Here is a 1,274-nt window from a genome sequence, read left to right as displayed (position 1 = left end):
TGAGCTACCCCCGAAATTCGGACACTGACGTAAGCTGCTATTTGTTGTCTGCTGATCTTCAACACGAAGGAGATCAGATATGTCGAAACGGAAGCAACATCATCCAGAGTTTAAGGCTAAGGTCGCGCTGGAAGCGCTGAAAGGCGAAGAGACGGTCAGCGAGTTGGCCAGTCGGTTTGGCGTGCACCCAACGATGATCCATCAGTGGAAGCGCGCATTACTTGAAGGCGCATCGGGCGTATTTGAGCGTGGCGGACGGAAGGCACCGGAAGTCGATGAGGAGCAGGTCAAAGACCTGCACGCCAAGATTGGGGAGTTGGCCGTCGCCAACGATTTTTTGGCCAGAAAGCTCAAACCTTGGACCGGCAAGTGAGGCGCAAGATGATTGAGCCGAACCTAAAAGGTCTGTCAGTCAGCAAGCAATGTTCGCTGCTGTCGATCTCGCGGTCCTCGTTCTACTATGAGCCGAAGAGCGAAAGTGAGATGAACCTCGATCTGATGCGCCTGATCGACAAGCAGTTCCTGGAAACGCCGTTTTACGGCGTACGTCAGATGACATGGCACCTGCGCAATGACGACCACCTCGTCAATGAGAAGCGGATCAGACGCCTGATGCGGTTGATGGGCCTCATGCCGATCTATCAGAAGCCCAACACCAGCAAGGCAGCGAAGGGTCACAAGATTTACCCTTATCTGTTGCGCGGCTTGCGCGTGGATCGGCCCAACCAAGTTTGGTGCGCCGACATCACCTACCTGCCGATGCGGCGTGGGTTTTTATATTTGGTCGCCATCATGGACTGGCACACGCGCAAGGTGCTGGCGTGGCGTATCTCAAACACGCTGGAAGCCGAGTTCTGTGTTGATGCCTTGAATGAAGCGATCCACAAGTTCGGCCCACCCGAGATCATGAATACGGATCAGGGCAGCCAGTTCACGTCATTTGCTTGGACCGACCGCCTGCGTCGATCCGGCATCCGCATCTCAATGGACGGCAAAGGCCGGTTCCTCGACAATATCTTTGTCGAACGACTGTGGCGGTCGCTGAAATACGAATGCGTTTATCTGCACGCATGGGAGACCGGATCAGAGGCCAAAGCTGGCGTCAGAAAGTGGATCGCGTTCTACAACCACAAGCGCCCTCATTCCGCCCTTGGCGGCAAACCACCCGCTGTGATCTATTGGCAGCGAAACGAACCAACCAACCCCGATCAGCAGGTGCAAAGAGTAGCTTAAATCACGCCAGATCCTGTCCAAGGATTGGGGAGTAGCTCAGC

1 protein-coding gene is annotated in these 1,274 nt (G+C 55.0%); it reads left to right on the top strand.

Features of this window, described 5'->3' with window-relative positions; all coding sequences use genetic code 11:
* Positions 1 to 79 precede the first annotated feature (79 nt).
* Positions 80 to 1,233, top strand: a protein-coding gene (locus PH5382_RS19320; protein WP_231751951.1) for an IS3 family transposase whose coding sequence is annotated in 2 segments (ribosomal slippage) — positions 80 to 347 and positions 347 to 1,233 — 1,155 coding nt in all. Because the reading frame shifts where the segments join, the coding sequence is not laid out codon by codon here.
* Positions 1,234 to 1,274 lie beyond the last annotated feature (41 nt).

The sequence above is a fragment of the Phaeobacter sp. CECT 5382 genome, from assembly GCF_001457775.1.
Classification (GTDB): domain Bacteria; phylum Pseudomonadota; class Alphaproteobacteria; order Rhodobacterales; family Rhodobacteraceae; genus Pseudophaeobacter.
This window is presented reverse-complemented; position numbering and strand designations above follow the sequence as displayed.